The sequence below is a fragment of the Streptomyces sp. NPDC048416 genome (genome assembly GCF_043200435.1).
Taxonomy (GTDB): domain Bacteria; phylum Actinomycetota; class Actinomycetes; order Streptomycetales; family Streptomycetaceae; genus Streptomyces.
Map to the genome: position 1 here is coordinate 38,710 of NZ_JBICXU010000009.1, position 24,245 is coordinate 62,954.

20 protein-coding genes are annotated in these 24,245 nt (G+C 71.1%); 5 read left to right on the top strand and 15 right to left on the bottom strand.

The features are described 5' to 3' along the window. Nucleotide 1: 1 nt before the first annotated feature. The 3 genes from zwf to pgl are packed head-to-tail and all read left to right on the top strand — an operon-like array spanning nt 2 to nt 3,371. On the top strand, nt 2-1,534 hold the full coding sequence (gene zwf, locus ACGFW5_RS14240; protein WP_393834500.1) for a glucose-6-phosphate dehydrogenase: 1,533 nt from the start codon (nt 2-4) through the stop codon (nt 1,532-1,534). Continuing rightward, nucleotides 1,531-2,592: a glucose-6-phosphate dehydrogenase assembly protein OpcA gene (gene opcA, locus ACGFW5_RS14245; RefSeq protein ID WP_393834501.1), complete on the top strand. Its 1,062-nt coding sequence runs from the start codon at nt 1,531-1,533 to the stop codon at nt 2,590-2,592. The genes zwf and opcA overlap by 4 nt, the downstream gene beginning before the upstream one ends. Next, the gene (gene pgl, locus ACGFW5_RS14250) at nt 2,589-3,371 is read left to right on the top strand and encodes a 6-phosphogluconolactonase (RefSeq protein WP_393834502.1); all 783 of its coding nucleotides are present in this window, start codon (nt 2,589-2,591) and stop codon (nt 3,369-3,371) included. Before opcA ends, pgl begins: the two co-directional genes overlap by 4 nt. Before the next feature lie 236 nt (nt 3,372-3,607). On the opposite strand, the gene pgi is transcribed toward pgl, so the two are convergent. From pgi to ACGFW5_RS14320, 14 genes are all read right to left on the bottom strand, one after another. Beyond that, a complete protein-coding gene (gene pgi, locus ACGFW5_RS14255) occupies nt 3,608-5,260 on the bottom strand; it encodes a glucose-6-phosphate isomerase (RefSeq protein ID WP_393834656.1) in 1,653 nt (550 codons plus the stop codon). Nucleotides 5,261-5,327: 67 nt separating this feature from the next. Continuing rightward, nucleotides 5,328-6,551, bottom strand: a complete 1,224-nt coding sequence (locus ACGFW5_RS14260) for an MFS transporter (protein WP_393834503.1) — start codon at nt 6,549-6,551, stop codon at nt 5,328-5,330. Nucleotides 6,552-6,717: 166 nt separating this feature from the next. Further along, nucleotides 6,718-7,053 (bottom strand): RNA polymerase-binding protein RbpA, encoded by a 336-nt coding sequence (locus ACGFW5_RS14265; RefSeq protein ID WP_267241347.1) that lies wholly within the window; start codon nt 7,051-7,053, stop codon nt 6,718-6,720. Nucleotides 7,054-7,166: 113 nt separating this feature from the next. Further along, nucleotides 7,167-7,400 (bottom strand): preprotein translocase subunit SecG, encoded by a 234-nt coding sequence (secG, locus tag ACGFW5_RS14270; protein ID WP_393834504.1) that lies wholly within the window; start codon nt 7,398-7,400, stop codon nt 7,167-7,169. A gap of 108 nt (nt 7,401-7,508) precedes the next feature. Further along, a complete protein-coding gene (gene tpiA, locus ACGFW5_RS14275; protein WP_393834505.1) occupies nt 7,509-8,285 on the bottom strand; it encodes a triose-phosphate isomerase in 777 nt (258 codons plus the stop codon). Between the two features lie 6 nt (nt 8,286-8,291). Further along, nucleotides 8,292-9,503, bottom strand: a complete 1,212-nt coding sequence (locus tag ACGFW5_RS14280; protein WP_393834506.1) for a phosphoglycerate kinase — start codon at nt 9,501-9,503, stop codon at nt 8,292-8,294. A 118-nt stretch (nt 9,504-9,621) separates the two neighbouring features. Next, nucleotides 9,622-10,632 carry a type I glyceraldehyde-3-phosphate dehydrogenase gene (gene gap, locus ACGFW5_RS14285; RefSeq protein WP_393834507.1) on the bottom strand — a complete coding sequence of 337 codons (1,011 nt, stop codon included), beginning with the start codon at nt 10,630-10,632 and terminating at the stop codon, nt 9,622-9,624. A gap of 205 nt (nt 10,633-10,837) precedes the next feature. Further along, on the bottom strand, nt 10,838-13,795 hold the full coding sequence (locus tag ACGFW5_RS14290) for a M14 family zinc carboxypeptidase (protein WP_393834508.1): 2,958 nt from the start codon (nt 13,793-13,795) through the stop codon (nt 10,838-10,840). A 295-nt stretch (nt 13,796-14,090) separates the two neighbouring features. After that, nucleotides 14,091-15,080 carry a DNA-binding protein WhiA gene (gene whiA, locus ACGFW5_RS14295; protein WP_120724474.1) on the bottom strand — a complete coding sequence of 330 codons (990 nt, stop codon included), beginning with the start codon at nt 15,078-15,080 and terminating at the stop codon, nt 14,091-14,093. Next, nucleotides 15,071-16,093 carry a uridine diphosphate-N-acetylglucosamine-binding protein YvcK gene (gene yvcK / locus ACGFW5_RS14300; RefSeq protein WP_393834509.1) on the bottom strand — a complete coding sequence of 341 codons (1,023 nt, stop codon included), beginning with the start codon at nt 16,091-16,093 and terminating at the stop codon, nt 15,071-15,073. The genes whiA and yvcK overlap by 10 nt, the downstream gene beginning before the upstream one ends. Beyond that, nucleotides 16,090-17,034, bottom strand: coding sequence for an RNase adapter RapZ (gene rapZ, locus ACGFW5_RS14305; protein ID WP_393834510.1), 945 nt, complete (start codon nt 17,032-17,034; stop codon nt 16,090-16,092). The genes yvcK and rapZ overlap by 4 nt, the downstream gene beginning before the upstream one ends. Continuing rightward, nucleotides 17,031-19,484 carry an excinuclease ABC subunit UvrC gene (uvrC, locus tag ACGFW5_RS14310; RefSeq protein ID WP_393834511.1) on the bottom strand — a complete coding sequence of 818 codons (2,454 nt, stop codon included), beginning with the start codon at nt 19,482-19,484 and terminating at the stop codon, nt 17,031-17,033. Before uvrC ends, rapZ begins: the two co-directional genes overlap by 4 nt. Before the next feature lie 261 nt (nt 19,485-19,745). Further along, nucleotides 19,746-20,564 (bottom strand): hypothetical protein, encoded by an 819-nt coding sequence (locus tag ACGFW5_RS14315; protein WP_393834512.1) that lies wholly within the window; start codon nt 20,562-20,564, stop codon nt 19,746-19,748. Nucleotides 20,565-20,569: 5 nt separating this feature from the next. Next, a complete protein-coding gene (locus tag ACGFW5_RS14320; protein WP_393834513.1) occupies nt 20,570-21,187 on the bottom strand; it encodes a papain-like cysteine protease family protein in 618 nt (205 codons plus the stop codon). 239 nt (nt 21,188-21,426) lie between these two features. On the opposite strand from ACGFW5_RS14320, the gene ACGFW5_RS14325 reads away from it, so the two are divergent. Then, complete coding sequence (locus ACGFW5_RS14325; RefSeq protein WP_393834514.1) at nt 21,427-22,353, top strand: hypothetical protein; 927 nt, start codon at nt 21,427-21,429, stop codon at nt 22,351-22,353. A 294-nt stretch (nt 22,354-22,647) separates the two neighbouring features. Here the strand turns inward: ACGFW5_RS14325 and ACGFW5_RS14330 are convergent, their stop codons facing one another. Then, nucleotides 22,648-23,076, bottom strand: a complete 429-nt coding sequence (locus tag ACGFW5_RS14330) for a Rieske (2Fe-2S) protein (RefSeq protein ID WP_393834515.1) — start codon at nt 23,074-23,076, stop codon at nt 22,648-22,650. Between the two features lie 183 nt (nt 23,077-23,259). Here ACGFW5_RS14330 and ACGFW5_RS14335 point away from each other — a divergent pair, with 183 nt between their 5' ends. Continuing rightward, nucleotides 23,260-24,156, top strand: coding sequence for a carbohydrate kinase (locus ACGFW5_RS14335; RefSeq protein WP_393834516.1), 897 nt, complete (start codon nt 23,260-23,262; stop codon nt 24,154-24,156). Nucleotides 24,157-24,245: the final 89 nt, after the last annotated feature.

A 24,245-nucleotide genomic window follows, 5' to 3' on the forward strand; every position in this document is an offset into this window, starting at 1 on the left:
CTTGACCGCGATTCGCCAAGCGAATCCGCTTCGTGACGCCGCAGACCGACGGCTCCCGCGCATCGCGGGGCCGTCGGGCCTGGTGATCTTTGGCGTCACGGGCGATTTGTCCCGTAAAAAGTTGATGCCCGCCGTGTACGACCTCGCCAACCGGGGTCTGCTTCCGCCGGGCTTTTCCCTCATCGGTTTCGCCCGCCGCGAGTGGCAGGACGAGGACTTCGCGCAGGAGGTCCACGACGCGGTCAAGGCGCACGCCCGTACGCCGTTCCGCGAGGAGGTCTGGCAGCAGCTCATCCAGGGGATGCGCTTCGTCCAGGGCGACTTCGACGACGACGAGGCGTTCGAGACGCTGAAGTCGACCATCGAAGAACTCGACAAGGCACAGGGCACGGGCGGCAACTTCGCCTTCTACCTCTCGGTGCCGCCGAAGTTCTTCCCCAAGGTCGTCCAGCAGCTCAAGAAGCACGGCCTCGCCGACCAGAAGAACGGCGCCTGGCGCCGTGCGGTCATCGAGAAGCCGTTCGGCCACGACCTGGTCTCCGCCGAGGAGCTGAACCAGGTCGTGCACGAGGTCTTCCCGCCCGACGAGGTCTTCCGGATCGACCACTACCTGGGCAAGGAGACCGTTCAGAACATCCTGGCCCTGCGGTTCGCGAACACCATGTTCGAGCCGCTGTGGAACCGCTCGTACGTCGACCACGTGCAGATCACGATGGCCGAGGACATCGGCATCGGCGGCCGGGCCGGTTACTACGACGGCATCGGCGCGGCCCGTGACGTCATCCAGAACCACCTGCTCCAGCTGCTCGCGCTGACCGCGATGGAGGAGCCCGCCTCCTTCGACGCGGATGCGCTGGCGGCGGAGAAGACCAAGGTGCTCGGCGCGGTCCGGCTGCCCAAGGACCTCGGCGAGAACACCGTGCGGGCCCAGTACGCGGCCGGGTGGCAGGGCGGCGAGAAGGCCGTCGGCTACCTCCAGGAAGACGGCATCGACCCCAAGTCGAAGACCGACACCTACGCCGCGGTCAAGCTGGAGATCGACAACCGCCGCTGGGCGGGCGTCCCGTTCTACCTGCGCACCGGCAAGCGCCTCGGCCGGCGCGTCACCGAGATCGCGGTGGTCTTCCAGCGCGCCCCGCACTCCCCCTTCGACCACACCGCGACGGAGGAGCTGGGCCAGAACGCCCTGGTCATCCGGGTGCAGCCGGACGAGGGTGTGACCGTGCGCTTCGGCTCCAAGGTGCCGGGCACCTCCATGGAGGTCCGGGACGTCTCGATGGACTTCGCGTACGGCGAGTCGTTCACGGAGTCCAGCCCGGAGGCCTACGAACGCCTCATCCTGGACGTCCTGCTGGGCGACTCCAACCTCTTCCCGCGCGTGGAGGAGGTCGAGCTGTCCTGGAAGATCCTCGACCCGATCGAGCAGTACTGGGACGCCCACGGCAAGCCCGCCCAGTACGCCTCGGGGACCTGGGGTCCCGCCGAGGCGGACGAAATGCTCGCACGAGACGGACGGAGCTGGCGTCGGCCATGAAGATCGACCTTACGGACACCACGTCCAGCAAGATCAACAAGGCGCTCGTGCAGGGTCGCAGGGCCGTGGGCACCCCCGCGGTCGGCATGGTGCTCACGCTCGTCATCGTCACCGACGAGGAGAACGCCTACGACGCCCTGCGCGCGGCGAGCGACGCCTCGCGCGAGCACCCCTCGCGCACGCTCGTCGTCATCAAGCGCGTCTCGCGTTCGCCCCGCGACCGCACCGGCTCCCGCCTCGACGCCGAGGTACGGGTCGGCGCGGACGCGGGCACCGGTGAGACGGTGATGCTGCGGATGTACGGCGAAGTGCTCAACCACGCCCAGTCGGTGGTCCTGCCGCTGCTCCTGCCGGACGCGCCGGTCGTCGTCTGGTGGCCGGTGAACGCGCCGACCGACCCGGCCCAGGACCCCCTGGGCGCGCTGGCCCAGCGCCGGGTGACCGACACCTACACCGCCGAGCACCCCGTCCAGGAGCTGACCGCCCGCGCCGAGGCCTACACCCCCGGCGACACCGACCTGTCGTGGACCCGCATCACGCCGTGGCGCTCGATGCTGGCCGCGGCCCTCGACCAGGTGGCCTGCAGGGTCACCGGCGCCGAGGTGGAGGGCGAGGAGTTCAACCCGAGCTGCGAACTGCTCGGTATGTGGCTCGCCGACCGCCTCGACGTGCCGGTCAAGCGCTCCTTGTCGCAGGGCCCGGGCCTGACCGCCGTACGGCTGGAGACGGACGGCGGCCAGATCGTCCTCGACCGGGCGGACGGTTCGCTCGCCACGCTGTCCATGCGGGGCCAGCCGGACCGCGCGGTCGCCCTCAAGCGCCGTGAGACCTCCGAGCTCATCGCGGAGGAGCTGCGCCGTCTCGACCCGGACGACACCTATGCCTCCGCGCTGAGGTACGGAGTCGACAAGCTCGGCGTGGGCGTCGAGGAGAAGTCCGCGTCGGCCGGCAAGGAGACCTCCGGCGGCGCCGAAGGCAAGGACGACGCCGACGAGGCCCAGGCCAAGCCGGCTGCCGCGAAGAAGGCGGCTCCGGCCAAGAAGGCCGCGGCCAAGTGAGCACGCCGCAGCTCGTCGTCCACCGCGACAAGGAACTGATGGCCCAGGCCGCGGCGGCCCGCCTCATCACGAAGATCGTGGACGCCCAGGCCGCTCGCGGCTCGGCGTCCGTGGTCCTCACGGGCGGCCGCAACGGCAACGGGCTCCTCGCGGCCCTCGCCTCCTCGCCGGCCCGGGACGCGATCGACTGGTCGCGGCTCGATCTGTGGTGGGGCGACGAGCGGTTCGTGCCCGAGGGCGACCCCGAGCGCAACTACACGCAGGCGCGCGAGGCGCTGCTCGACGCGGTGCCGCTCGACCCGAAGCGGGTGCACGCGATGCCCGCGTCGGGCGGGGTGTACGGCAAGGACGCGGACGCGGCGGCCGCGGCCTACGCGGCGGAGCTCGCGGCGGCGGCCGGGCCCGAGGACCACGGTCCGGTGCCGACGTTCGACGTGCTGATGCTGGGTGTCGGGCCCGACACCCATGTGGCCTCGCTCTTCCCGGAGCTGCCCGCGGTGCGGGAGACCGAGCGGACGGTGGTGGGGGTGCACGGCGCTCCCAAGCCGCCGCCCACCCGCATCTCCCTCACCCTTCCGGCGATCCGGGCGGCCCGTGAGGTGTGGCTGCTCGCGGCGGGCGAGGACAAGGCGCGCGCGGCCGAGATCGCCCTGTCGGGCGCGGGCGAGGTGCAGGCTCCGGCCGCGGGCGCCTACGGCCGCGCCCGTACCCTGTGGCTCCTGGACGCGGCGGCCGCGTCCCGGCTGCCCAGGTCGCTGTATCCTCCGGCGTCCGCCTGACGCCCCACGCGAACGGCCCGGCCCGCCCCTTCGGAGGTGGACCGGGCCGTTCGTCGTACGGGTACCTCGGGGTGCGCGTGCTTCAGTGCACGGGTACTTCAGGGCACGGGTACTTCAGGGCACGGGTGCCTCGCGGCACGGGTGCCTCGCCGTACGGGTGCCTCAGGGGTACGGGTGCCTCGCGGTACGGGTGCCTCAGGGGCACAAGCGCCCCACGGCACGGGCACCCCTGAGTCTCAACGGCCGCGCAGCGAGCGGTACTTGGCGACCAGCGCCTTGCTGGACCCGTCGAGCCCCGGCACGTCGGCGCCCTCGGTCAGGGCGGGCTCGACGCGCTTGGCGAGGACCTTGCCGAGCTCGACGCCCCACTGGTCGAACGAGTCGATGTTCCAGATGGCGCCCTGCACGAACACCTTGTGCTCGTAGAGCGCGATCAGCTGGCCCAGGACCGAGGGGGTCAGCTCCTTGGCCAGGATCGTGGTCGTGGGGTGGTTGCCCTTGAACGTCTTGTGCGGCACCAGGTCCTCGGCCACGCCCTCGGCGCGCACCTCGTCCGGCGTCTTGCCGAAGGCGAGCGCCTGCGTCTGGGCGAAGAAGTTGGCCATCAGCAGGTCGTGCTGGGCGACAAGGCCCGGCAGCAGGTCGGCCACCGGCTCGGCGAAACCGATGAAGTCGGCGGGGATGACCTTCGTACCCTGGTGGATCAACTGGTAGTAGGCGTGCTGCCCGTTGGTGCCCGGGGTGCCCCATACGACGGGGCCGGTCTGCCAGTCGACCGGGTTGCCGTCGCGGTCCACCGACTTGCCGTTGGACTCCATGTCCAGCTGCTGGAGGTACGCGGTGAACTTGGACAGGTAGTGCGAGTACGGCAGCACCGCGTGCGACTGGGCGTCGAAGAACGCGCCGTACCAGACCCCCAACAGGCCCATGAGCAACGGCACGTTGGACTCGGCGGGCGCGGTGCGGAAGTGCTCGTCGACCAGGTGGAAGCCGTCCAGCATCTCGCGGAACCGGTCCGCGCCGATGGCGATCATCAGCGAGAGGCCGATGGCGGAGTCGAAGGAGTAACGGCCGCCGACCCAGTCCCAGAAGCCGAACATGTTGGCCGTGTCGATGCCGAAGTCGGCGACCTTCTCGGCGTTGGTCGACAGGGCCACGAAGTGCCTGGCGACGGCGTCCTGATCGGCCTTCAGCTCGGTGAGCAGCCAGTCGCGGGCCGAGGTGGCGTTGGTGATGGTCTCGATGGTGGTGAACGTCTTGGACGCGATGATGAACAGCGTCTCGGCGGCGTCCAGGTCGCGGACCGCCTCGTGGAGGTCGGCGCCGTCCACGTTGGAGACGAAACGGACCGTCAGCTCCCGGTCGGCGAACGACTTCAGGGCCTCGTACGCCATCGCAGGACCGAGGTCGGAGCCGCCGATGCCGATGTTGACGACGTTCTTGATGGGCTTGCCCGTGTGCCCGGTCCACCGGCCCGAGCGGATCTTGTCGGAGAAGGCGGCCATCTTGGCGAGCACCTCGTGGACGCCCGGCACCACGTTCTCGCCGTCGACCTCGATCACCGCGTCCCTGGGGGCGCGCAGCGCGGTGTGCAGGACCGCGCGGTCCTCGGTGGTGTTGATCTTCTCGCCGCGGAACATGGCGTCCCGCAGCCCCGCGACGTCGGTGGCCGAGGCCAGCTCGCGCAGCAGCGCCAGGGTCTCGTCGGTCACCAGGTGCTTGGAGTAGTCGAGATGGAGATCGCCGACCCGCAGGGTGTATGCGGTGCCGCGGCCGGGTTCGGCGGCGAACAGCTCACGCAGATGGGTGTCGCCCATCTGCTCCCGGTGCTTGCCCAGCGCGGTCCACTCGGGCATCTGGTTGAGCCTGGTACGGCTTCCTGCGTTCATTTGCGGCATCAGCCCACTTCTTCTCGTACTTGCGTACCTTGCCCCGCTGCCCCTCCAACCTAATTGATCAGGCGGCGCGGGCAGGAATCAGCGCGGTGACGGCGGCGACGAACAAGCCGGAAGCCAGCAGGGCCGGGGTGTTGAGGCCCCAGGACGCCGCCGCCGCGCCGCCCGCGAGGGCGCCCAGCGGCGCGCCCGCCACGGCCAGCGTCCGAAACGCAGCGCTCACCCGCCCCAGCATCGCCGCCGGTGCGCGCTTCTGCATGAGCGTCGTCAGGTTGACGTTCCACACCATCCCCATGAGGCCGAACAGGCCCATGGCCGCGACCGTCACGCCCAGCGCGCGGACCGTGCCGATCGCCGCGAGACAGCCCGTCTGGACGATCCCGGCGAGCAGCACGCTCCGTATCCGCCCGAGCCGGCGCGCGAGCCGCTGGGCGAGCAGCCCGCCGGCCACGCTGCCGGCTCCGTACGCCGTGATGGTCGCGGCGTAGCCGCCCTGTCCGGCGGCCAGCCAGCCGGTGATGTGCAGGACGAGGGTGGCGATGAGGGCGCCCATGCCGATGTTGCAGACGGTGGTGGCCACGCACAGCCCGCGCAGCGCCCGGTCGGACCACAGCGTGCGCAGTCCCTCGGCCGTCTCGGCCCGCAGGGTGGATCCGGGTTTTCTGGCCGCCCGCTCCGGGGCCGCGGGCCGCAGCGAGGCCACGAGGGCCGCGGCGAGTACGTAACTGGCCGCGTCCACTCCGTAGGGCGCGGCGATCGACACGGCGAGCAGCACCGGCACCAGCGGGGCCGCCAGGAAGCTCCCCGCTATCTGCTGCCCGGTCATCACCCGGGCGTTGGCGCTGCCCAATGCGTCGGCGGGCACGAGCGAGGGCAGCAGGGCGGTGGCCGCGTTGTCGAAGAGGGTCCCGAGGGTGGTCAGTGCGAAGGCGAGCACCATCAGCAGGACCATCGAGGCGTGGCCGGCGGCGACGGCCAGGGCGAAGGCGGCGACGAGGGCGCCGCGCAGCAGGTCCACGGCCCCCATGGCGCGGCGCTGGTCCACCCGGTCGGCGATCGCGCCGCCGAGCAGCCCGAACAGCAGCCACGGCACATAGCCGCAGGCGGTGACGAGCGCGATGAGAAAGGGGTCGCAGGTGAGGGTGGTGGCGAGCAGAGGCAGCGCGGCGGTGCGCAGCGCATCACCGAAACGGCTGACAACCGCTGCCGTCCACAGCCTTCCGAACCCGCCGCGCCAGGCGGGCCGCGTCGGCGGCGCGCCCTCAAGGGCCTGCACAGCTGCCACAACTCCCCCTGGTGATCGACTGCTTCACACCGTAGGGGGCACCACTGACAATCGTCCGTGACCTGCGCGTTCACCCCTCGGGGTGGGGTTGTGCACGCCGGGAGTGCCCGGATGCACGGAAGGGCCCCGCGAATGAACCGAGTTCACCCAGTGGGCCCTTCAACTGTCAGATCTCGCCCCGGAGCTTGGCGAGTGCTTCGGCGAGGATCGCCTCCCCGTCCGCGTCGGTGCGCCGCTCCCGTACGTACGCGAGGTGCGTCTTGTACGGCTCGGTGCGTGGCGGGTCCGGCGGGTTGTCCCGGTCCTGTCCTGCGGGGAATCCGCAGCGCGGGCAGTCCCACGTGTCCGGAACCTGTGCGTCACTGGCGAAGCTCGGCTGCGTCTCGTGCCCGTTCGAGCACCAGAAGGAGATGCGGAGGCGCGGTGCTGACTCGCCCCGCTCGGCCTCCCCCATCGGCCCCGCTCCGACCCGGCTTCCCCGGATCGCGTTGCCACTTGCCACGGTCGTAACTCCCTGCGTGATGGTGCTCGAAGATGCCCCAGTCTACGTAAGGCCCAACGCGCGTCCAGCGATTGGAGTTACACCCCACCCCCGAAACGCCGAACGACAGCGGCTTACTTGAGCTTCATCAGCAGACCAAGTACGACAATGCACGCGAACCACAACACAGCGATCATGATCGTGATGCGATCGAGGTTGCGTTCGGCGACCGAGGAGCCACCGACGGAGGACTGCATGCCACCGCCGAACATGTCGGAAAGGCCGCCGCCCTTTCCCTTGTGCATCAGCACCAGCAGCATCAGCAGCAGGCTGAAGACGATCAGGGCAATCGAGAACCCGACAATCACGGCTGGACCAACTTCCTAGGACTGATATGGCGACGGGGGCCGGGGGGACATTCCACAATCCCAGTCCCGGCCCCCGCAAGGGTACGACGGATCCGCGCTACCGCATACTTACTGGTCGCGGAAGCGGACGATCTTGACGAACTCGTCGGCGTCCAGTGCCGCGCCGCCGACCAGGGCGCCGTCGACGTCGGGCTGGGCCATGATCGCGGCCACGTTCCCGGACTTCACCGAGCCGCCGTACTGGATGCGCACCTTGTCGGCGAGCTCCTGCGAGTACAGCTCGGCCAGGCGCGCGCGGATCGCTCCGCACACTTCCTGGGCGTCCTCGGGGGTGGCGACCTCGCCGGTGCCGATCGCCCAGACCGGCTCGTACGCGATCACGATGGACTCGGCCTGCTCGGCCGGGACGTCCTTGAGGCCGCCGTCGAGCTGGGCCAGCGTGTACGGGACCTGCTGTCCGGCCTTGCGGATGTCCAGGCCTTCGCCGACGCAGAGGATCGGGGTCAGGCCGTGCTGGTAGGCCGCCTTCACCTTGGCGTTGCAGATGTCGTCGCTCTCGGCGTGGTACTGACGGCGCTCGGAGTGGCCCACGGCGACGTAGGCGCACTTCAGCTTGGCCAGCATCGATCCCGAGATCTCACCGGTGTAGGCACCGGAGTCGTGCGCCGAGATGTCCTGGGCGCCGTACTTGATCTTGAGCTTGTCTCCGTCGACGAGGGTCTGCACGGAGCGCAGGTCGACGAAGGGCGGCAGGACCGCGACCTCGACGGCGTCGTAGTCCTTGTCGGCGAGCGCGAAGGCGAGCTTCTGGACGTGCGCGATGGCCTCAAGGTGGTTGAGGTTCATCTTCCAGTTGCCCGCCATCAGCGGGGTGCGGGTGCTCACGGGTGTTCAGTCCTCCAGTGCGGCGAGGCCGGGAAGCGCCTTGCCTTCGAGGTATTCGAGGCTGGCGCCGCCACCGGTCGAGATGTGGCCGAACTTCGTCTCGTCGAAGCCCAGGTTACGGACGGCGGCGGCGGAGTCGCCACCGCCGACCACGGTGAAGCCCTTGCTGTCGAGCAGGGCCTGCGCGACGGCGGTGGTGCCGCCGGCGTAGTCGGGATGCTCGGCGACGCCGACGGGGCCGTTCCAGAAGACGGTCTCGGCGTCGGTGATCTTGGAAGCGAACAGTTCACGGGACTTGGGGCCGATGTCCAGGCCCTCCTCGTCCGCGGGGATCCGGTCCGCGTCGACGGTCCGGAAGGTGGCCGGAGCCTTGGTCTTCAGGTCCGGGAAGTCCTTGGAGACCAGCACGTCGACCGGCAGCACCAGCTCGACGCCGCTCTTCTCGGCGCGCTCCATGTACTCCGTGACGACCGGGATCTGGTCCTCCTGGAGCAGGGAGATGCCGACCTCGTACCCCTTGGCCTTGAGGAAGGTGTACGCCATGCCGCCGCCGATGAGGAGCCGGTCGGCCTTGCCGAGCAGTTCGTCGATGACGGCGAGCTTGTCGGAGACCTTGGCGCCGCCGAGCACGACGGTGTAGGGGCGCTTGACGTCCTCGGTCAGCTTCTTGAGGACGCCGACCTCGGTGGCGATGAGGTAGCCCGCGTAGTGCGGAAGGCGCGCCGGGAGGTCGAAGACGGAGGCGTGCTTGCGGTGCACGGCGCCGAAGCCGTCGCCGACGTAGACATCGGCGAGGGCGGCGAGCCGGTCGGCGAAGGCGGCGCGCTCGGCGTCGTCCTTGGCCGTCTCCCCCGCGTTGAACCGCAGGTTCTCGATGACGGCGACCTGGCCGGGTTCGAGGCCGTTCACCACGTCGTGGGCGGCGGGGCCCACGGTGTCCTCGGCGAACGCGACCGGGGCGCCGAGGAGTTCGGCGAGCCGCTCGGAGGCGGGCCGCAGCGAGAACTGCGGGTCCGGGGCGCCCTTGGGGCGGCCCAGATGCGAGGCCACGACGACCTTGGCGTCGGCGGCGACGAGCGCCTTGACGGTGGGCAGCACCGCGCGGATGCGGCCGTCGTCGGTGATGGCGGCGCCGTCCAGCGGCACATTGAGGTCGGCGCGGACGAATACCCGCTTGCCCGCGACCCCTTCGGCGAGAAGTTCGTCGATCGTCTTCATTACGGGTGGCTCTCCTTGGGAGGTACGGAAGGGCGGTCAGGACAGGCGACAGGGCCCGTACAGCGCATCATCGCGCTGCCGAGCCCTGTAGCTCACATCAGGTGCCTGCCGGACCAGGTCAGAGCTGGCCGCCGACGAAGACGGTCAGGTCGACGAGGCGGTTGGAGTAGCCCCACTCGTTGTCGTACCAGCCGAGGATCTTCACCGTCTTGCCCTCCTGGACCATGGTCAGGGAGGAGTCGAAGGTGCAGGAGGCCGGGTCGCCCACGATGTCCGAGGACACGATCGGGTCCTCGGTGTAGTAAAGGATGTTCTTCAGGTCGCCGTCGCCGGCGGCCTTCTTGAACGCGGCGTTGACCTCGTCCTTGGTGACCTCGCGCTGCAGCTCGACGACCAGGTCGGTGGCCGAACCGGTCGGGACCGGCACGCGCATCGCGATGCCGTCGAGCTTGCCCTTGAGCTGCGGCAGGACCAGGGCGGTGGCCTTGGCGGCACCGGTCGTGGTCGGAATGATGTTCTCGGCTGCGGCGCGGGCGCGGCGCAGGTCCGAGTGCGGGAAGTCCAGGATGCGCTGGTCGTTGGTGTACGCGTGGACCGTCGTCATCAGACCCTTGACGATGCCGAAGTTCTCGTCGAGGACCTTGGCCATCGGCGCCACACAGTTGGTGGTGCAGGAGGCGTTGGAGATGACGTGGTGGTTGGCCGCCTCGTACTTGTCCTGGTTGACGCCCATCACGATGGTGATGTCCTCGTCCTTGGCCGGAGCCGAGATGAGGACCTTCTTCGCGCCGCCCGCGATGTGCTTCTCGGCGTCGGCCTTCTTGGTGAAGATGCCGGTCGACTCGATGACGATGTCGACGCCCAGCCGGCCCCAGGGGATGTCCGCCGGGTTGCGCTCGGAGAGCACCTTGATGGTGTGGCCGTCGACCGTGATGGTGTCGGCGGTGTGGGTGACCTCGGCCTTGAGGCGACCCAGGATGGTGTCGTACTTCAGCAGGTGGGCGGTGGTCGCAGTGTCACCCAGGTCGTTGACAGCCACGATCTCGATGTCCGCACCCTGCTCAAGGAGCGCGCGGAAGTAGTTGCGCCCGATGCGGCCAAAGCCGTTGATGCCTACGCGGATCGTCACGAACCGATCTCCTCGTTAGGTACGCCGGGTACTCGACGCCGGCGAGTTGTATGGGATGTCCCCGACCGCTTACGACCCTACCTCCCCAGCGCCCGCGAAGTGACATCAGAGCGCCCGTATGGTTCCGAAATCACGCCCGGACCGGCCCGGAGGCCCGTATCCGTCGACGATACGGGCCTCCGAAGCCTGCGATTACTACTCGGTGTCAGCGGTGCAGTGCGCTGAGTGCTTTCGCGACGACCTGGGTGCGGTCGGCGGCCGATGTGACGTTCTCCAGGCCGAAACCGAGCAGGACGGTGTCTCGGGTGGTGACGGCGGCCGAGGAGTGGAAGAGCGCCTGGGAACGGGCCCAGTCGCCGCTGTTGCCGGGACTGCCGGCCGGCGGCCCGGGCACGCTCCAGGGTCCGAGCGAGGTCTCGAAGCCCTCCGCCTGCGATGCGGCGCCCCCCACGACCAGCCGGGTGTCGTCGACGAAGGCGCCGAGCCCTCCGGTGCCGGGGTCGGACACATAGGCGACGGCGATCTCCACCTGCTTGCCCGCGTAGGCGCCCAGGTCGACGGAGACCTGCTGCCAGCCGTTGGAGGAGCCGGTGAAGCGGTTCCAGGCGCCGCTGGTGCCGGATGCCGTGCAGGCGGTCGAGCCGGCCGAGAGGTAGTGCGCCAGGAACGGGTGCTCCTTGAGCAGGAAGCCCTGTTCGCACTGGCTTGGCACGCTGGTGGTGCTGGCGCCGTTGAGGTCGGGCAGCGTCGTCCAGTCGTCGTGGCCCACCGTATGCGCCTCGACGATCACCTGGTCGTAGCCCGGCTCGGTGTCGTAGCTGAGCCGGAAGTCCAGGCCCGGCTTCTGCGCGGCCGTCGTCCCGGTCAGGTCGACGGTGCGGGCGAGCCGCATGTACGCGTCGTCGCGGTGCTTCGCCGCGGCGAACCAGGAGCCCTCGGCGGGCTCGAAGGGTGTGCGCACTCCGGGGTAGTCGCCGGCGGGCGCGCTCGCGAACTGCGGGAACTGCTGCGGCTTGAGGGTGTCGGACGTGACGGTGTAGGTGCCGGCCGCGGTCAGCGGGCTGCCGGGCGCGGCGCCCAGCGGGGCCTTGGCGCCGGTGAGCTTCCCGGCCCCGGCGAAGGCGGGCGGCGCTTTGAGCCCGGCCTTGTTGTAGGCACCGAGGTAGTACTGCGAGAAGTCGTCGGACAGGGCGCCGCCGCCGAGGTCGACGCTGCCGCCGGCCTGTTCACCGGCGTTGATCAGCTTGCCCCCCTCGTTGACGAAGTCGCGTACGGCGAACGTGGTGGCGGCCGACGGCGCTCTCGACGGGTCGCCGCCGGTGTACCAGAGGACGTCGGTGAAGTGGCTGAGCACACCGAGCGCGCTCGGGGCGCCCTGGGTCGCCACGTCCCAGACCGCCGCCTTCTTGCCGTTGTCGGCGAGCGCCCTGGTGTAGAGCGCGACGTTCTTGGCCGGCGCGGTGCCGCCCTCGTCGGCGATGACCAGGGTGTCGCCCTTGGGCCGGTCGGCGACGGTGTACGTGAACGGGGTGCTGGACGTCTTCTGCCCCGCGGCGGTCCTGCCGGTGAACCAGACCTCGACCTTGTCGCCGGCGTCGGCGCCCTCGACCTTGGCGCGGTACTGGTCGAAGCGGATGTTGTCCTCGCCGCCGAAGACGTCACCGCCCTTCCAGGGTGCCAGCTCCTCGGTCTGCCTGCGTCCGCCGTTGATGCGGTAGTTGAGGGTCTTGTCGCGCACCGACTTGCGTACGGTGACGGCGACTTCCTGGTCGTCGTCGCGCGTGTAGGAGGTGGCGAAGGTGTCCGGCGTGAAGTCGGGGGCCTCGATGCCGACCGACGAGGAGGGCCGGTCGGGGTGGGCCGAGGTCTCGGCGACCGAGAGCGCGAAGGGGATGTTCTTCTCGAACTCGGCCTGGATCAGCTTCTCGCTGTCGGGGAAGGTGAAGTCGGAGGGGCAGTCGGCCGCGTTCCACTCGTCGTCGGGGTCCGCGTTCGAGGCCGTGGTGCAGGTCGACATCTCGGGGGTGAACATCATCGTGCCGTTGACGTTCGCCGCGTGGCCGTCGGCCTCGCCGTTGGTGGTGTAGAGCGCGGAGGAGACCTCCGAGAGGTAACCGGGGATGGCCGGCTTGTCGGGGGTGCCCGCCAGCGACTTGTAGATGACGTCGTCGGGGGTGGGCGTGGCGACCTGCCAGCCCACCCCGTACAGCAGGAGCTCGGCCGCGGAGTGGTAGTTGATCGCGTAGTTGAAGTGGACGCGCTTCTCGAAGGAGTCGAGCGCCTTGGTCTCGGGCTCGCTGCCCGCGCTCGGGCCGCGGTAGGTCTCGTTCGAGGGGTCGGCGGACGAACCCTCGTTGTCGTAGCCCCACTTGTAGGGGAAGTTGCGGTTCGGGTCGACGCCGTCGACCGAGGTGATCCTGCCGTCACCGTTGTTGTCGCGCAGGTTCTTGCGCCACAGCCGGTTGCCGGGGGTGAAGGTGTAGTCGTAGCCGTCCGGGTTGGCCGAGAGCACGAACCACAGCTCGGTGGAGTCCACGATCTTGGTGATCCGCGGGTCCTTGCCGTAGTTGTCGAGGTAGTAGTGCATCAGCCGCCGGGTCATCTCGGGGGTGATCCACTCCCGGGCGTGCTGGTTGGACATGTACAGCGTGGCGGGCTTGGAGCCGTCCTTGGACTTGTTGGCGCCCTTGGTGAGCTTGAGCGCGAGGATGTCCTGGCCGTCGACGGTCTTGCCGATCGACTCGACCTTGGTGAGGGACGGGTTGGCCTTGCCGGTGTCGAGGATTTCCTGCTTCAGCCCGTTCGTGCCGCTGTACGGGCGGAACACCCCGTCCCCTGCGGCCTTGAGACGGTTCTGGGCCTGGGCGGAGACCTTGTGCTCGGTGAGGTCGACGCCCTTGCCGCGCAGCGCGGCGGCCTGGGACCTGGTGAGGTAGAGCTCGACTCCCGCCGAGCCCTTGGCGGGCAGGCCGGCGCCCAACTCCTGGGCGTCGGCGCCCGCCTCCAGGAGCAGCGGCAGCTGTGCGCGGCTGACCTGGGCGTTCCAGACGACGATGCCCTCGCCGTCCGCTCCGCTCGGCCGGGCCTGGGCGGCGGGCGCCGCCACCAGGCCTGCCGTCAGGAGTGATGCAGCGGCGAGGATCGCTCTCGCTCTGCGTCTCATGAGCCCCCCTTGCTGGTGTGTGCCACGGACGTGGACAGACGCCAGGCTCATGACTCTTCATGATCATGTCAATACCGCATGTCACCGGCGCATGTCACCGGCGCATGTCGCCGGCGCGCGGTACGGGCGCGGCCGGTGCGCCGCGCCTGGGCGGCACCTGGGCCGCGCCTTGGCCGCGCCTTGGCCGCGCCTGCCGAAAACGGAACCGGCGCCCACCAAGTGGGCGCCGGTTGAGGCGAGTTGAGGGACGGCCGGCGCGCGGCGGCGACGGGGCCCGGGGCGGCGACGGCCTGGCTCAGCCGACCAGCCCGTCCGCCATCTCCTCCGTCAAGTTGGACTCCGTCCCGGGGATCCCGAGGTCCTGGGCCCGCTTGTCGGCCATCGCCAGCAGCCGCCGGATCCGGCCGGCGACCGCGTCCTTGGTCAGCGGCGGATCGGCGAGCGCGCCCAGCTCCTCCAAGGAGGCCTGCTTGTGCTCCATGCGCAGCCGGCCGGCGGCGGCCAGGTGCTCGGGAACCTCGTCCGCCAGGATCTCCAGGGCGCGCTGGACGCGGGCACCGGCGGCGACCGCGGCCCGCGCGGAGCGGCGCAGGTTGGCGTCGTCGAAGTTGGCGAGGCGGTTGGCGGTGGCGCGGACCTCGCGGCGCATCCGCCGCTCCTCCCAGGCCAGCACCGACTCGTGCGCGCCGAGCCGGGTGAGCAGGGCCCCGATCGCGTCACCGTCGCGGACGACCACCCGGTCCACACCGCGGACCTCGCGTGCCTTGGCCGCGATCTGGAGCCGCCGCGCGGCGCCGACCAGGGCGAGGGCCGCCTCCGGGCCCGGACAGGTCACCTCGAGGGACGAGGAGCGGCCCGGCTCGGTCAGCGAGCCGTGCGCCAGGAACGCGCCGCGCCAGGCGGCCTCGGCGTCACAGGTGGCCCCCGAGACCACCTGGGGCGGCAGGCCGCGGATGGGACGGCCGCGGCCGTCGACGAGCCCGGTCTGGCGGGCCAGCTGATCGCCGCCCGCCACGACCCGTACGACGAACCGCGAACCTCTGCGCAGGCCGCCCGGAGCCATCACGATCAGCTCGGAGCTGTGCCCGAAGATCTCCAGAATGTCCCGCTTCAGCCGGCGTGCCGCCATCGCGGTGTCCAGCTCCGCCTCGATCACAATGCGGCCGCTCACCAGGTGCAGCCCGCCCGCGAACCGAAGAATCGCCGAGACCTCCGCCTTCCTGCAGCAGGTCCGGGTGACGGGCAGCCGGGAAATTTCGTCCTTCACCGCCGGCGTCATCGCCATGGGCCGATCCTTCCATGCATCCGAAAAATACGGTCGTACGCGGCGGCCAACAGCTCCGGATCGTGCTTCGGAGAACCATCGAGCCTGGCCACGGGCGCCAGCTCGACCTCGGCTCCGAGCCGTTTCGCGGCTTCGGTCAGGCTCCCCCGGTCGGGCACGGCGGCCACATCGGCCAGCACCACGTCGAAGGCGAGTTTAGGGGCGTGTCGTCCCAAAACCTCCAAATGACGCTGCGGAGAGAACCCATCGGTTTCACCCGGTTGTGGCGCGAGGTTCAGCGAGAGGACCCGGCGGGCCTTGGTCTCGGTGAGCGCGTCGAGCAGTTCGGGCACCATCAGATGCGGAATCACGGAGGAGAACCAGGAGCCGGGACCGAGCACCACCCAGTCCGCGTCGAGCACCGCGGCGACCGCTTCGGGGACGGCCGGCGGGTCGTGCGGGACCAGCCGCACGGAGAGCACTTCACCGGGCGTGAGGGCCACGGTGGCCTGGCCGCGCACGGTGTCGACGTCCTCGGGGCGCTGCGGGTCGTGCCCCCGTACGAGGGCTTCGAGCTCCAGGGGGACGGCCGACATCGGAAGGACCCGGCCCTGGGCGCCGAGCAGCTTGCCGACCAGGTCCAGGGCCTGCACATGGTCGCCGAGCTGTTCCCACAGGGCGACGATCAGCAGATTGCCCACGGCGTGCTCGTGCAGCTCGCCCTTGGACTGGAAGCGGTGCTGGATGACCCGGGACCACGTCTGGCCCCAGTCGTCGTCGCCGCACAGGGCGGCCAGCGCCTTGCGCAGGTCGCCGGGCGGCAGCACGCCGAGCTCGTCACGGAGCCGGCCGCTGGAGCCGCCGTCGTCGGCCACGGTGACGACGGCGGTGAGGTCTCCGGTGATGCGGCGCAGCGCGGCGAGCGAGGCCGAAAGGCCCATGCCGCCGCCGAGCGCGACGACCTTGGGCTGGGCGCCCCGCTTGCGGCCGGTACGAAGACCTGGCCCGACGGTGCGCCGGCGGTACACCTTCACTCGCGCCCCATGTCCCGGTGGACGACGACGGTCTCGATCCCCTCGGAGGCGAGGCGGGCGGCCAGCTTCTCGGACATGGCGACCGAGCGGTGCTTGCCACCGGTACAGCCCACCGCGACCGTCACGTACCGCTTGCCCTCGCGGCGGTAGCCCGTCGCGATCAGTTGCAGCAGCTCGCTGTACTGGTCAAGGAACTCCTTGGCGCCGGGCTGGTTGAAGACATAGCCCGACACCTCCTCGTTGAGGCCGGTGAAGGGACGCAGCTCCGGCACCCAGTGCGGGTTGGGCAGGAAGCGGCAGTCGACCACCAGGTCGGCGTCGACCGGCAGGCCGTACTTGTAGCCGAACGACATGACGGTGGCGCGCAGCTCCGGCTCCTCGTCGCCCGCGAACTGGGCGTCCATCTTGGCGCGCAGCTCGTGGACGTTGAGGCTGGAGGTGTCGATCACCAGGTCCGCGTCGCCGCGCAGCTCGCGCAGCAGGTCGCGCTCGGCGGCGATGCCGTCGACGATCCGGCCGTCGCCCTGGAGGGGGTGCGGGCGGCGCACCGACTCGAAGCGGCGCACCAGGGCGTCGTCGGAGGATTCCAGGAAGACGATCCGGCGGGTGACCTCCTTGGCGTCGAGATCGGCGAGCGATTCGCGCAGGTTGTCGAAGAACCTGCGGCCGCGCACGTCGACGACCACGGCGATGCGTGCCACGTTGCCCTGGGAGCGGGCGCCGAGCTCCACCATGGTGGGGATCAGCGCGGGCGGCAGGTTGTCGACGACGAACCAGCCCAGGTCCTCCAGGCACTTCGCGGCGGTGCTGCGCCCGGCGCCCGACATGCCGGAGATGATCACCAGCTCGGGGATGGGCGCATCGGCCCCGCCGGCCTCGGTCGTCGTGCCCGTACTCACGTGTACTCCTGCGTCTCGGTCTTCATCGTGCTGCTCACTCATGTCGTACTGCCCCCGTCGTCCTCTTCAATGATCTCTCCTGTCGCCGTGTTCACGGCGGGCGCGGCCGGGGCCGCTCCGGCGAGGGCCGCGGCAACGGTCTCGGCCGTCTTGCGGCCTATGCCGGGGACCTCGCAGATCTCGTCGATTGTCGCCGACCGGAGCTTCTTGACCGAGCCGAAGTGCTTGATCAGAGCATGCTTGCGGGTGTCACCGAGGCCCGGCACGGCGTCGAGGGGGCCCGCCTTGAAGCGCTTGGTCCGCTTGGCCCGCTGGTAGGTGATCGCGAACCGGTGGGCCTCGTCGCGCACGCGCTGGAGAAGGTAAAGGCCCTCGCTGGAGCGGGGCAGCACCACGGGGTCGTCGTCCCCGGGCACCCACACCTCTTCGAGCCGCTTGGCGAGGCCGCACACGGCGATGTCGTCGATGCCGAGCTCGTCGAGGGCCCGCTTGGCCGCGGCGACCTGGGGCTGGCCGCCGTCGACGACGAGGAGCTGCGGCGGGTAGGCGAACCGCTTGGGACGGCCGTCCTCCTCCTGAAACGCGGACACCTCCCCGGACGCCGTCCTGAGCGGGGTCTCCTCGCCGGAGGCCGGCCTGGACGGGGCCGTTTCCCCGGAGGTCGGCCTGAGCGGGGACTCCTCGCCGGAGGCCGGCCTGGACGGGGCCGTTTCCCCGGAGGTCGGCCTGAGCGGGGTTTCTTCACCGGAGGCGTCCCCGGGCACGGGTACGGGCACGGGCCCGGCTCCGGGTACGGGCCCGGCTCCGGGTACGGGTCCGGCAGCGGGTGCAGGCTCGGCAGCGGGTACGGGCACGGCACCAGGTGCCGGCTCGGCAGCGGGTGCAGACCCGGCACCAGATACAGGCCCGGACATCGGCCCGAGTGCGTCCGCCGACGCGGGGCCGGGCATCGGGCCGGGCGCCCGGTCCGGCCCTGGTGCGGATACGGCCGTCGGCAGCTCTCCGGGGGCCGGGGCGGGCGCCTCGGGGAGCTGAGCGGGGGCCTCGCCGCTCCCCCCGTCCTCGTCCTCCTCGACCCACTCCCCCGTACGCGCCTTCTCGGCCAGGTAGCGCTTGAAGCGGCGGCTGATCACCTCGTGCATGGACCGGACGTCGTCCTGGCCCTCGAAGCCCTTGATCTGGAAGCGCCGGTACTCGCTCTTGCGCGCAAGGCCGTCCTCGAAGACGACCATCGAGGCGACCACGTCGTCGCCCTGGAGGTGCGAGATGTCGAAGCACTCGATGCGCAGCGGCGCACTGTCCAGCTCCAGGGCGGCGGCGATCTCCTCAAGGGCCCGCGAACGCGTCGTGAGGTCCGAGGCACGCTTGGTCTTGTGCAGCATGAGGGCCTGCTGCGCGTTGCGCGCAACCGTCACCATCAGGTCCTTCTTGTCGCCGCGCTGCGGAATGCGCAGCGAGACGTTGGAGCCGCGCCGGGCGGCGAGCCAGCCGCTCACCGCCTCCGCGTCCTCGGGGAGCGCCGGGACCAGGACCTCCTTGGGCACGGAGTCGCCGGTCTCCTCCCCGTACAGCTGCTGGAGCGCGTGCTCGACCAGGCCGGCGGTGTCGACGGCCTCGACCTTGTCGGTGACCCAGCCGCGCTGGCCGCGCACCCGGCCGCCGCGCACATGGAAGATCTGGACGGCCGCCTCCAGCTCGTCCTCGGCGACCGCGATGAGGTCGGCGTCGGTGGCGTCGGCGAAGACGATCGCGTTCTTCTCCAGCGCCTTGCGCAGCGCCTCCCGGTCGTCGCGCAGCCGCGCCGCCCGCTCGTACTCCATGTCCTCGGCGGCGGCCATCATGTCCTGCTCGACGCGGCGGAGGTGGGCGCCGGTGCGCCCGGCCATGAAGTCGCAGAAATCCTCGGCCAGTTCGCGGTGTTCCTCGGGGGTGACGCGCCCGACGCAGGGGGCCGCGCACTTGCCGATGTAGCCGAGCAGACAGGGGCGGCCGATCTGGGCCGAGCGCTTGAACACACCGGCCGAGCAGGTGCGTACCGGGAAGACGCGGAGCATCAGGTCGACGGTCTCGCGGATCGCCCAGGCCTGCCCGTACGGACCGAAGTAGCGCACGCCCTTCTTCTTGGCGCCGCGCATGACCTGGACGCGCGGGAACTCCTCGTTCATGGTCACCGCGAGGTACGGATAGCTCTTGTCGTCGCGGTACTTGACGTTGAAGCGGGGGTCGAACTCCTTGATCCAGGAGTATTCGAGCTGAAGCGCCTCGACTTCGGTGGCGACGACGGTCCACTCCACGGACGCGGCCGTGGTGACCATCGTGGCCGTGCGGGGGTGCAGACTCGTCAACGGCTGGAAGTAGTTGGCGAGCCGCTGGCGCAGGGACTTCGCCTTCCCGACGTAGATCACCCGGCGGTGCTCGTCGCGGAATTTGTAGACCCCCGGCGAGTCGGGGATCTGTCCCGGCTTGGGGCGGTAGGTGGAGGGGTCTGCCATGCCCACCACCCTACTGTCGCGCACTGACAACCCGGCCCGGCCCGGGCAACCGGAAGCGGGCACGCCGCCCGGCACCAGTACCGCCAGGGGCGCGGGGTACTGCGCGGGAAGCGGGCACGGCCTGCGGACGACCGGGGTCCGGGGGCGCGAGGAACGGCGAACGGCGCCCACCCGGCCCGCGGTGTAATGCGACCGGGACCAAGGGGGCGCCGGGGCAGCCGGTGCGAGGCGGGGTGACCCGGGCCCCGCACCGGCGCCGGGCTACTGCCGCGCCCGCCTCCGCCGGCGCAGCACCCCCGCCCCGCCGAGACCGAGTACGAGCAGCGCGCCCGCCCCGGACACCACCGTCAGCGAGGAATCGCCCCCGGTGCCGCCCGCGGCCACGGCGCCCGCCTGGGCCGCCTGGGCCCGCGTCTCCTGGGCCGTCTCGGCATAGCCGCCCGCCTTGCCCGACCTGTCGTACGCCGAGCCCGGCAGCTTGTCCCCGTACGCCGTGGCGACGCGCTTCTGGTAGCGGGCCAGCGTGGTGCCGTCGGTGCCGATGGCCTTGACGGCGTCCTCGTCGAGCGGCAGCACCTTGCTGCCCTTCTCCACGTACCAGGCGTTGATCTGCGGCTCCTGGAACACGGTGCCGCCGGGGAGCTTCGCGGCGCCGGCCGCCGCGTAACGGGACTCGTCGTCGCCGGTGGCTATGTTGACCACCTTCCAGGACGAGCCCTGCGGGACCGTCCACAGCGAGGCCTTCTGACCGTCCGACGAGACGGCCGTGGAGGCCAGGTATTCCAGCTGTGCGACGGGGGCGCCCGTCTTCCCCGCCACGAACTGCGGGGACAGCGTGTAGACCGGCACCGCGTCGCCCTCGATGTGCGGGGCGGCGGCCTTCAGGGCCACCTTGCCGTCCCGGGCGAAGAAGCGCGAGAGCGTGTCGAGGGTGGCGGGGGCGGACGCGGCCTGGCCGGCCGCGGCCCTGGACTGGGCGGAGGCGGAGGCGGGCGGCGCCTGGTCGGCGACGGCGTGCGGGGCGCCGAGGCCGACGAGCGCGACGGCCAGGGCGGCGGGGACGAGACGGGTCGGCTTCATGGTCCTCACGCCCCTATCCGGTACAGCGAGTGGGTCCAGGAGAAGGAGTCGTTGTTGACGTACCAGTCGTGCGAGGCCCAGTTGTAGCGGGTGCTGGAGGGCCAGGGGTCGCCCCAGTACACCCAGCTGTTGGCGTCGTCGTAGCCGTACACGACGTGCATGTGGCCACCGCCGCTCGACCACTGGATCCGCGTCTCGATCGGGCGGTTGTTGTTGATCTCGGTCTGTACGGTCGAGTACCGCAGCCAACCGGTCACGTACGAGCCCGAGCTGATGCCCGCCCAGTTCAGTGCGTTCTGCACATTGCCCAGGTCCGCCTGCCAGTTGGGGCAGTCGTAGCCCTGGGTGCGGCCGAAGGCGGCGTTGCAGAACTGGTTCTGGGTGTAGGAGCGGCCGAACCAGGTGGCGATGGTGTTGCCACTGCCGGCCCAGCACCAATTGTCCTTCTGCTGCGACTGCATGGTGATGTTGAGGCGCTTGGAACTGGCCGTGCTCGCCGCGGCGGCTGCGGCGGGCACCGGCTTGTCGCTGTGCGGGGCGGCGGTCGCTGTTGCCGTGGGGGCGGCGAACAGGGCCGCCACCACGAGGGTGAGGGCCGACAACCGTCTCTTCTTGTCGCGCATCGCGTTCCTCCCATGGCGGGGTGGGGGGTGGGGATGGGTGGGAGATCGCGTCCGGACGCTTGTTGTTGAGCATCGGACGTTGTCGAGAGCAGGTCAACGCGCTTCAATGCGGGATGGGACGCGGGTGTGAACGAAGTGGCCGGAGTGTGAACAGCTCCTTCCCCGCCACCAGGTTTTCCCCGACCTGCCGCCGCGCCGCGCCCACCCCCCACCGTGAACGTTCACTGAGGAGTCCCCTCATGCTCCACACCGAGTCCGACCTGGAACAGGCGCTGCACACCGGCCCCTTCCACCTGGCGCTGCGCGCCGCGCTGTCCGTACGGGGTCTGCCGCTCCAGCGGGTCCAGCACCATCTCGCCGGGCGCGGCATCAAAGTCGGCGTGACCAGCCTGAGTTACTGGCAGCAGGGGGCGCGCCGGCCGCAGCGGCCCGAGTCGCTGCGCGCGGTGCGCGGGCTCGAAGACGTCCTGGGCCTGCCCGCGAACTCGTTGCTCCGCCTCCTCGACGACGCCGCGGCGGCCGAGGCCGACCGGCCCGCAGGGCGGCGCTCCTATCGCTCCCTCGTCGAGGCGTCGGGGGTGGTGGAACAGCTCATCGCGGGGCTCGAATCACCGGTGGACGGCGGACTGCACACCGTCGGCCACCACGAAAGGATTCACATCGGCGGCGCCCGGGAACTCCTCGGCCGCGCCTCGCAGCACGTCGTACGGGCCCACCGCGACGGCGTCGACCGCTACCTGGCCATCCATCGCGGGGACGTCGGCTGCGATCCGGCACGGGTCGAGGTCCGCGCGGGCGAGAACTGCCGCACCGGACGGGTGCGCTGGGACGCCGCCAGCGGAGTCGTGGTCGCCGAGCTGCTTTTCGACACCCGGCTGCGGGCGGGCGAGACGTTCCTGTTCGGTTACGGCTTCGAGGACGGCACGGGCGGCCCGAGTCATGAGTACGTACGCGGCTTCGCCTTCGGCGGCGGGCAGTACGTCCTCCAGGTGCGGTTCGACGAGCACGCCCTGCCGGCCCGCTGCCGCCGCTTCGCGCAGACCTCCACGGGCGCCGCCCGGTCGGGGCGCAGCGACCTCACGCTCAGCGGACGGCACCGGTCGGTGCACCTGGTGGAGCAAGGGGTGCGGCCCGGGATCCTGGGAATCGACTGGGACTGGGAGTGACGCCTCCGCCTCCTGGGCACGCCGGCATCCGCACGGTCCCGGGTGCCCCGCGCCTGCGAAAGCCCCGGGCGCATCGGGTTCGGGTGTATCGGGCCCGGGTCCCGCGCCTGGGCGCATCGGGCCCGGGCGCATCGGGCCCGGGTCCCGCGCCTGGGCGCATCGGGCCCGGCGGTTCGGGCGCATCAGGCCCGGGCGGATCGGGCCCGGCCGCATCGGGCTCGGGTCCCGCCCCTGGGCGCATCGGGCCCGGGCATCCCGGGCCCGGGTCCCGCGCCCGGGCTCAGCCTCCCGGGATCAGGCGTCGGGGCCGGCCACCAGTTGGCCGTCCTTGAGCTTCACCGGCACCGAGGGCAGCGGCACGGTGGCCGGCCCCCGGACGGCCTTGCCGGTCATCACGTTGAAGCGGCTGCCGTGGCAGGGGCAGTTCGCGTGGCCGTCCTCGATCTTCTCCAGGAGACAGCCGGCGTGCGTGCACTGGGCGCTGAACGCCTTGTACTCACCCTTCGCCGGGCAGCACACCATGACCCGCTGCTCGCGGTAGAGCTTGGCGCCGCCGACGGGCACCGCATCGGGCGAGCCGAGCGGCTCGGGAGCGGTCGGCGTGGGGTTCTGGGCGTGGCCGAGCTTGGAGTCGGTGGAGCAGGCGGCCACGCCGACCCCCGCGGCCCCGGCGAGGGCGGCGCCTTTCAGCACGGTGCGACGGGCGGCGGGCTGGCCGGTCATGGCTTCTCCACTGATCACTGGTACTTGTCACTGATACTTGTCACTGGTTCTCGCGCGGCCCGGCGCGCGGCCGACCCGGCCGTCGCAACCGGACCGGGTTGCGCCTTCGACGATACCGGCGCACCCGGGCCGCCCTTCGCCGGGGCTGCCCGCGCGAGGCGCGGATGGGTTACGTTCTGGCCCGTGATCGTCGTCGCCGGAGAGTCCCTGATCGACCTGGTGCCGCAGCACCCCGAGGATCCGCTGGGGCCGCTGGCACCACGGCTGGGAGGCGGCCCGTACAACACCGCGGTGGCCCTCGGGCGGCTCGGTGCGCGGGCCGCCTTCTGTTCCCGGCTGTCCACGGACGGCTTCGGCGAGGCCCTGCTGGGTGGGCTGCATGCGGCCGGGGTGGACACGTCCCTGGTCCAGCGCGGCCCGGAGCCGACGCCGCTCGCGGTGGCGACGATGGCCGCGGACGGCTCCGCCGGGTACGGCTTCTACATGGACGGCACCGCCGACCGCCTCTTCGCGCTCCCGCCCCAACTCCCGCCCTCGGTCAGCGGGTTGGCGCTGGGAAGCTGCTCCCTCGTGCTGGAGCCGGGGGCGAGCGCGTACGAGGCTCTGCTGCGCAGGGAGGCGGCCCGTGGCGTGCTCACCCTGCTGGACCCCAACATCCGCCCGGGCCTGGTCCCGGATGCCGACGCCTACCGGGCCCGGTTCTGGAGCAGGCTCCCGTACGTCTCGCTCCTGAAGCTGTCGGAGGAGGACGCGCAGTGGCTGGGCGGGACGCCCCGGCAGTGGCTCGCGGCGGGCCCGGGGGCGGTGGTCCTGACCAGGGGCGGAGCCGGCCTGACGGTGTACACCGCGGAAGGCGCCGAGCACTCGGTCCCGGCCGAGCCGGTGGAGGTGGCGGACACGATCGGCGCCGGCGACACGGTGAACGCGGCCCTGCTCCACCGCCTGCCGCCCCGCCCCGAGGACCTGCCCGCCGCGGACTGGCCCGCGGTACTCCGCTACGCGGCGAGGGCGGCGGCCCTGACCTGCGCGAGGGAGGGCGCCCAGCCCCCGACAGCGGCCGAACTGGCCGCCCGCCCCTGACCCCCCGTCCCCTGATCCCGCCCCCTGATCCCGCCCCCGGCCCCCGGAAGGGGCCGGGAAAGGGGCGGGGTGGGACCCGGCTGGGCGAG

What these genes read in the sequence shown, in the direction of transcription:
- opcA (WP_393834501.1), top strand. Translation starts at nt 1,531, where the DNA reads ATGAAGATCGACCTTACGGACACCACGTCCAGCAAGATCAACAAGGCG.
- pgi (WP_393834656.1), bottom strand. Translation starts at nt 5,260, where the DNA reads ATGAACGCAGGAAGCCGTACCAGGCTCAACCAGATGCCCGAGTGGACC.
- ACGFW5_RS14280 (WP_393834506.1), bottom strand. Translation starts at nt 9,503, where the DNA reads ATGAAGACGATCGACGAACTTCTCGCCGAAGGGGTCGCGGGCAAGCGG.
- ACGFW5_RS14290 (WP_393834508.1), bottom strand. Translation starts at nt 13,795, where the DNA reads ATGAGACGCAGAGCGAGAGCGATCCTCGCCGCTGCATCACTCCTGACG.
- whiA (WP_120724474.1), bottom strand. Translation starts at nt 15,080, where the DNA reads ATGGCGATGACGCCGGCGGTGAAGGACGAAATTTCCCGGCTGCCCGTC.
- rapZ (WP_393834510.1), bottom strand. Translation starts at nt 17,034, where the DNA reads ATGAGTGAGCAGCACGATGAAGACCGAGACGCAGGAGTACACGTGAGT.
- uvrC (WP_393834511.1), bottom strand. Translation starts at nt 19,484, where the DNA reads ATGGCAGACCCCTCCACCTACCGCCCCAAGCCGGGACAGATCCCCGAC.
- ACGFW5_RS14315 (WP_393834512.1), bottom strand. Translation starts at nt 20,564, where the DNA reads ATGAAGCCGACCCGTCTCGTCCCCGCCGCCCTGGCCGTCGCGCTCGTC.
- ACGFW5_RS14320 (WP_393834513.1), bottom strand. Translation starts at nt 21,187, where the DNA reads ATGCGCGACAAGAAGAGACGGTTGTCGGCCCTCACCCTCGTGGTGGCG.
- ACGFW5_RS14325 (WP_393834514.1), top strand. Translation starts at nt 21,427, where the DNA reads ATGCTCCACACCGAGTCCGACCTGGAACAGGCGCTGCACACCGGCCCC.
- ACGFW5_RS14330 (WP_393834515.1), bottom strand. Translation starts at nt 23,076, where the DNA reads ATGACCGGCCAGCCCGCCGCCCGTCGCACCGTGCTGAAAGGCGCCGCC.